Annotated in this window: 4 protein-coding genes; 2 read left to right on the top strand and 2 right to left on the bottom strand. The window is 68.2% G+C overall.

What is annotated here, in order from left to right; translation table 11 throughout:
- A partial coding sequence (locus tag VFX99_RS05870) for an NAD(P)H-hydrate epimerase (RefSeq protein ID WP_329665382.1) occupies positions 1-590 on the top strand: 590 nt, incomplete at its 5' end.
- A 74-nt stretch (positions 591-664) separates the two neighbouring features.
- Positions 665-3,193: a glycogen/starch/alpha-glucan phosphorylase gene (locus VFX99_RS05865; protein ID WP_329665381.1), complete on the top strand. Its 2,529-nt coding sequence runs from the start codon at positions 665-667 to the stop codon at positions 3,191-3,193.
- Positions 3,194-3,228: 35 nt separating this feature from the next.
- Here the strand turns inward: VFX99_RS05865 and VFX99_RS05860 are convergent, their stop codons facing one another.
- The gene (locus tag VFX99_RS05860; RefSeq protein WP_329665380.1) at positions 3,229-3,960 is read right to left on the bottom strand and encodes a glutamine amidotransferase; all 732 of its coding nucleotides are present in this window, start codon (positions 3,958-3,960) and stop codon (positions 3,229-3,231) included.
- 61 nt (positions 3,961-4,021) lie between these two features.
- Positions 4,022-6,069: alpha-glucan family phosphorylase (gene glgP, locus VFX99_RS05855; protein WP_329665379.1), on the bottom strand; the 2,048-nt coding region annotated here is incomplete at its 5' end.

Raw genomic sequence — 6,069 nt, 5'->3', positions numbered from 1 at the left:
TCGCCGCGGGCGAACTCGGTTCGGACGTCGGGCGAGTGCTCGTGCTGGCCGGCAGCGGCGACAACGGAGGCGACGCACTGCTGGCCGCAGCGACACTGGCCGAGGCCGGCAACGTCGAGGTGGACGTGTTCCTCACGGCCGACCGGGTGCACGTGGAGGGTCTCGGCGCGGCGGTCGCGGCGGGTGGCCGCAAGATCGACCTTCCTGAAGTGATCAGCGCGGCATCCGACTACGACCTCGTGCTGGACGGCATCCTCGGCATCGGCGCCTCGTCGCATCCTGGCCTGCGTGGCACGGCGCGCACCGTCGTCGAGGCACTGCTGCCCTTCGTACGGGCGGGCAAGCCGCGCGTGATCGCGGTCGATCTGCCGAGCGGACTCCAACCCGACGACGGCTCGAGCGACGGCGTCGTCCTGCCGGCGGCGGTCACAGTCACGTTCGGTGCGGTCAAGTCGGGTCTGGCCAACGGCAGCGGAACCGAGCTCGCCGGATCGATCGTGCTGGTGGACCTCGGGCTCGGCCCGGGATTGGCGGGGGAGAGGCCCGCCGGCGAAGCAATCGTCGAGGCTTTCGTTCCCGCCCCTACGTGACGAGCATGTAAATCCTGGTGCTTCCGGCCCGCCGCGACGTGCGCGGCATCGGGGACGATCGGTAGTTTCGTACTATGCCCCCAAAATCTGCCTCGTCGCGCCCCGCAGTGGCCGAGCCCCACCCGCTGCGGGCGACCCACCCCCTCGCGATCGCACCGGTGACGGCGCCGCCCAGCACGGTCGACGGCTTCGTCCGCGAGTTCCTGCGCAACCTCAACTTCGACCGCGGTGTCGCCCTGTCGAGCTCGAGTGTCACCGACCGCTACCACGCGCTCGCCTACACGGTCCGCGACTACCTGATGGCACGGTGGCTCGAAGACCTCCGGCGTCAGCGGAAGGCGCAGGCTAAGAAGGTGGTCTACCTCTCGGCGGAGTACCTGCTGGGCAGGCAGCTCGACAACAACCTCCTGGCCAGCGGGCTGACCCAGGTCGCCGAGGAGGCGCTCGCCACCTGCGGCGTCGACCTGGACGAACTGCGTCAGCAGGAGGTGGAGCCGGGACTGGGCAACGGCGGACTCGGTCGCCTCGCCGCATGCTTCATCGATTCCCTCGCGACGATGGGCGTCCCCAACACCGGGTACGGCATCCGCTACGAGTACGGCATCTTCCGCCAGACGTTCGTCGACGGCCAGCAGGTCGAGCAGCCCGATGCCTGGCTCGCGCTGGGTTCGCCGTGGGAGTTCCCGCACCCGGAGGCAGCGCAGACGATCTCATTCGGCGGCCACACCGAGACCTTCGACGACGACGAAGGAGTGACCCGGTCTCGCTGGGTCCCGGCGTGGAGCGTGCAGGCCGTCCCCTACAACTACATGGTGCCGGGCTATCAGAACGGTCGCGTCAACACGCTGCGCCTGTGGAGCGCGGTCGCCACGAACTCGTTCGACCTGCGCGTCTTCAACTCCGGAGATTACGAAGAGGCGGTGCGCGCGCAGACCTTCGCCGAGAACATCTCAAAGGTGCTCTACCCCGAGGACTCGACGCCGCAGGGCAAAGAGCTGCGCCTGCAGCAGCAGTACTTCTTCGTCGCGGCATCCATCAAGGACTTCCTCGAGGTCACCCTGCCCGAGGACTTCGATCTGACGAAGCTCGCGGAGCGGGTGATCTTCCAGCTCAACGACACCCACCCCGTCATCGCGGTTCCGGAGCTGATGCGCGTGCTGGTGGACGAGAAGGGCATGGAGTGGGATGCCGCGTGGGCGATCACCCAGCAGTGCTTCGCCTACACGTGCCACACGCTGCTGCCCGAGGCTCTGGAGGTCTGGTCGGTCGAGCTCCTCGGTCAGCTCCTTCCGCGCCACCTCGAGATCATCTACCGCATCAACGACGACTTCCTCGATGAGGTCCGCGAGCGCTTCGGGGACGATGAGCTGCGCATCCGCGACATGTCGATCATCGGCGAGTACCCGGTGCGGTCGGTTCGCATGGCCTACCTCGCGACCGTCGCCGGTGCGAAGGTCAACGGAGTCGCCGAGCTGCACTCGCAGCTGCTCCGCGACAAGGTGCTGCCCGACTTCAACGAGTTCTTCCCCGGCAAGTTCACGAACGTCACGAACGGTGTCACGCCACGGCGCTTCCTTCGGCTGGCGAACCCGGCGCTCTCGGCCCTGATCACCGAGGCGCTCGGATCGGGATGGGTGACCGACCTGGAGCGGCTGCGGGAGCTGGAGACCCATGCGGAAGACCCGGAGTTCCGGGCTCGCTTCGCCGAGGTCAAGGCCGTGAACAAACGACGGCTGAGCGAGGTGCTGCGAGAGCGCGACGGCTTCGAGATCAGCGACGGGCACATGCTCGACGTGATGGTCAAGCGCCTCCACGAGTACAAGCGGCAGATGCTGAACGTCCTTCACATCGTGACTGCGTACGAGCGGATCGTGTCGGGCCAGGTGGCGGCATCCGATGTCCAGGCGCGGACGTTCATCTTCGGCGCGAAGGCCGCTCCGGGCTACGCGATGGCGAAGCACATCATCCATCTGATCAACGCCGTCGGATCGGTGGTGAACGCGGACCCGCGCGTGGAGGGACGGCTGAAGGTGCTGTTCCCGCCGAACTACAACGTCACCCTCGCGGAGCGGGTGATCCCGGCGGCCGATCTGTCGGAGCAGATCTCGCTCGCCGGCAAAGAGGCGTCCGGCACCGGCAACATGAAGTTCGCGCTCAACGGCGCGTTGACGATCGGCACCGACGACGGCGCCAACGTGGAGATCCGCGAGCTTGTCGGCGACGACAACTTCTTCCTGTTCGGCATGAGCGAGCCCGACGTCGAGGCGCTGTGGGCGGAGGGCTACAAGCCCAGCGATTTCTATCAGGCCGACGACGATCTGCGCCGCGCCCTGGACCTCATCGCGTCGGGGGCTTTCTCGGACGGAGACCGTTCGGCCTTCGAGCCGATCGTGTCGAACCTGCTCTACGACGACCGGTTCATGGTGCTCGCCGACTACGCCTCGTACATCGAGGCGCAGGCGAAGGTCGATGCCGCGTACGCCGACCAGGACGCCTGGACTCGGTCTGCGATCCTCAACGTCGCCCGATGCGGCTTCTTCTCGTCGGATCGGTCGATGCGCGACTACATCGAGCGGATCTGGCACACACCGCCGTCGTTCTGACCCGCAGCTGGGCGGTCAGCCTGAAAGGGCCACGGTCAGCGCGCATAGCGCTGGACGAACGTGCGCAGGATCAGGCTCGGGTGCGACACGGCGGCACGGCGCACCGCTGCGAGCGTGAGCTCCAGCTCGTCCGCAGCGAAGTAGCCGTGATCGGCGTACGCGTGGATCCGCGACGTGATCCCATCGACGTCCAGCTCCGGGTGGAACTGCGTGGCGTAGACATTGGTGCCCACGCGGAACATCTGCACGGGGCACCCCGGCGAGCTCGCCAGCAGCACAGCCGTGGAGGGGAGCAGCGAGATCGCCTCCTTGTGACCGACGAACGCGTCGAAGGTCATCGGCATCCCGTTCAGGAGCGGGTCGGCGGCGCCGGCTTCGGTGAGGGTCACCGGCACGACGCTGATCGGCTCGGAGTGCTCGCGATCGATCGTGGCGCCGAGGTAGGCGCCGACGGTGCCGACTCCGTAGCAGGCGCCCAAGAACGGGAAGTCGCGAGCGACCACCTCATCGAGAAGCTGAGCCACTTCGGCCTCGACCCGCTGCTGCACCGCGGACTTCTTCGCGGGCGGGTCGGAGGCGTTGAACGGTCCGCCGCCGACGAAGATCCCGGAGTACTCGTCGAGGTCGAGCTGCGGCATCGGCGCGGCTTCGAGGCGCACCCGCACGAGCTGAGCGGCGAAGAGTCCGGCATACCGCAGGAACAGCGAGTACTCCTCGTCCGCGGGCCCGTCGTCGGCCCGTGTCGAGAGGAGGACGAACGGCTTCACGCTGCAACCCTAAGCCGCGGCGTTCGGTCTCGCGTTCCGCGGTCGCCCGACGTCCCGGGACTCACGACGCGTAGGTGACGAGGCCCAGCTCGACCGGCGAGACCAGCTGCGGATGCGTCGGCACCACGCGCACCGTGTACCCGAAGCTGCCGGTCACGCTGAGGGGCAGGGTGCCCGTGAATTGCGTCACGCCCTCGACGGCGTCGCCGTTCGGGGTGAGCCGGTAGACCGAGTGCTCCCGCACCAGGGCGTCGTCCTCGTCGGTGCGCCCGTACACCAGCTCCACCGCGACGTCGTCGATCGAGAGACCGTCCAGCAGAACGCCCGCCGTCACCTGCAGCGAATCGCCCGACTGCGCCTGCGCCGGGATGCCGGAGCTGTCGACCGTGTCGACGCGCACATCGCGCCATGAATCGCGCACCCTGGTCACGAATGCCGCCAGCTCCTTCGCACCCGCGAACCCATCGGCGCGCAGGGCGGCGTCGTGCTCCGCGGCCGGGACGTAGAGGCGTGTGACGTAGTCCTGCACCATCCGGTCGCTCGTCGCCTTCTTGCCGAGCTCCGTCATCGTGTGGCGCACCATCCCGAGCCACGCCAGAGGGATGCCACCCTCACGGTCGTAGAACTTGGGGACGAGCTGGTGCTCGATGAGGTCGTACAGCGCGGATGCTTCGGCATCGTCGCGCTCTTCGTCGCTCGAGGCGGTGTCGGCCGTGGGGATCGCCCAGCCGTTCTCGCCGTCGAACCACTCATCCCACCACCCGTCGAGGATCGACAGGTTCAAGGCGCCGTTCAGGGCCGCCTTCATGCCGGATGTGCCGCAGGCCTCCAGCGGGCGGAGCGGGTTGTTGAGCCACACGTCGCATCCCGGGTAGAGGGACTTGGCGAGTGTGATCTCGTAATCGGGCAGGAAGACGATCCGCCCGCGCACCCTGGGATCGCGACTGAAGCGCACGAGCTGCTGGATGAGGATCTTGCCCGAGTCGTCGGCTGGATGGGACTTGCCGCCGATCACGATCTGCACCGGCCGGTCGGGATCGGTGAGCAGTCTCGTGAGACGCTCCGGGTCGCGCAGCATCAGCGTGAGGCGCTTGTACGTCGGAACGCGGCGCGCGAAGCCGATCGTGAGCACTTCGGGATCGAGCATGTCGTCGATCCAGGCCGGCACCACGCCGCTGCCGTTCGAACGAGCGGATGCCGCGACCCGCCGCCGCGCCTCGGCCACCAGCTCGCTCTTCATCTGCTCTCGGACGCCCCACAGCTCGCCGTCGCTGATCACGGCGCGATCGGTCCAGTCATGTCGGGCGCTGTGCGCATCGCCGAAGGCCCGCTCGCTGAGCGCCTTGATCGCAGGATGCACCCACGTCGGCGCGTGCACGCCGTTCGTGATCGACGTGATCGGCACCTCGTCCGTGTCGACCCCGGGCCACAGTGCGCCGAACATGCCGCGGCTGACCTCGCCGTGCAGGACGGAAACGCCGTTGGCGTGCTGACCGAGGTGCAGGCCGAGAACGGCCATGTTGAAGACGTTCTGATCGCCGCCGTCGTAATCCTCCAGTCCGAGCGCGAGGGCACGCGTCGAGTCGAGCCCGGCGAAGAGACCGCTCGCGAGGAAGTCGGCGATGAGCGCACGGGGGAACCGGTCGATGCCCGCCGGAACGGGCGTGTGCGTGGTGAATACCGTGGAGGCGCGCACCTGCGCGAGCGCCACATCGAAGCTCAGGCCGTCCTGGGTGATGAGCTCCGACATCCGCTCGAGCCCCTGGAACCCGGCGTGACCCTCGTTCGTGTGGTAGACGTCCGGCTTGGCCCGACCCGTGACGCCGCAGAACGCGCGCACGGCCCGCACGCCGCCGACGCCGAGCAGCAGCTCCTGCAGCAGGCGGTGCTCGCCGCCGCCTCCGTACAGCCGGTCGGTGACCCGTCGCATCTCCTCGGAGTTCGAGGGTGTCTCCGAGTCGAGGAGCAGCAGCGGGACGCGCCCGATATCGGCCACCCACACGCGCGCGAACAGTCGGCGATCGCCCGGCAGATCCAGGGCGATCTCGACCGGTGCGCCCCCGGCATCCCGCAGCAGGGTCAGCCCGAGGCCGTACGGATCCAGCAGCG

Source organism: Microbacterium sp. (assembly GCF_036277215.1).
Lineage (GTDB): Bacteria > Actinomycetota > Actinomycetes > Actinomycetales > Microbacteriaceae > Microbacterium.
The sequence above is the reverse complement of the archived record's forward strand: the minus strand, read 5'-3'. Positions and strand labels throughout refer to the sequence as shown.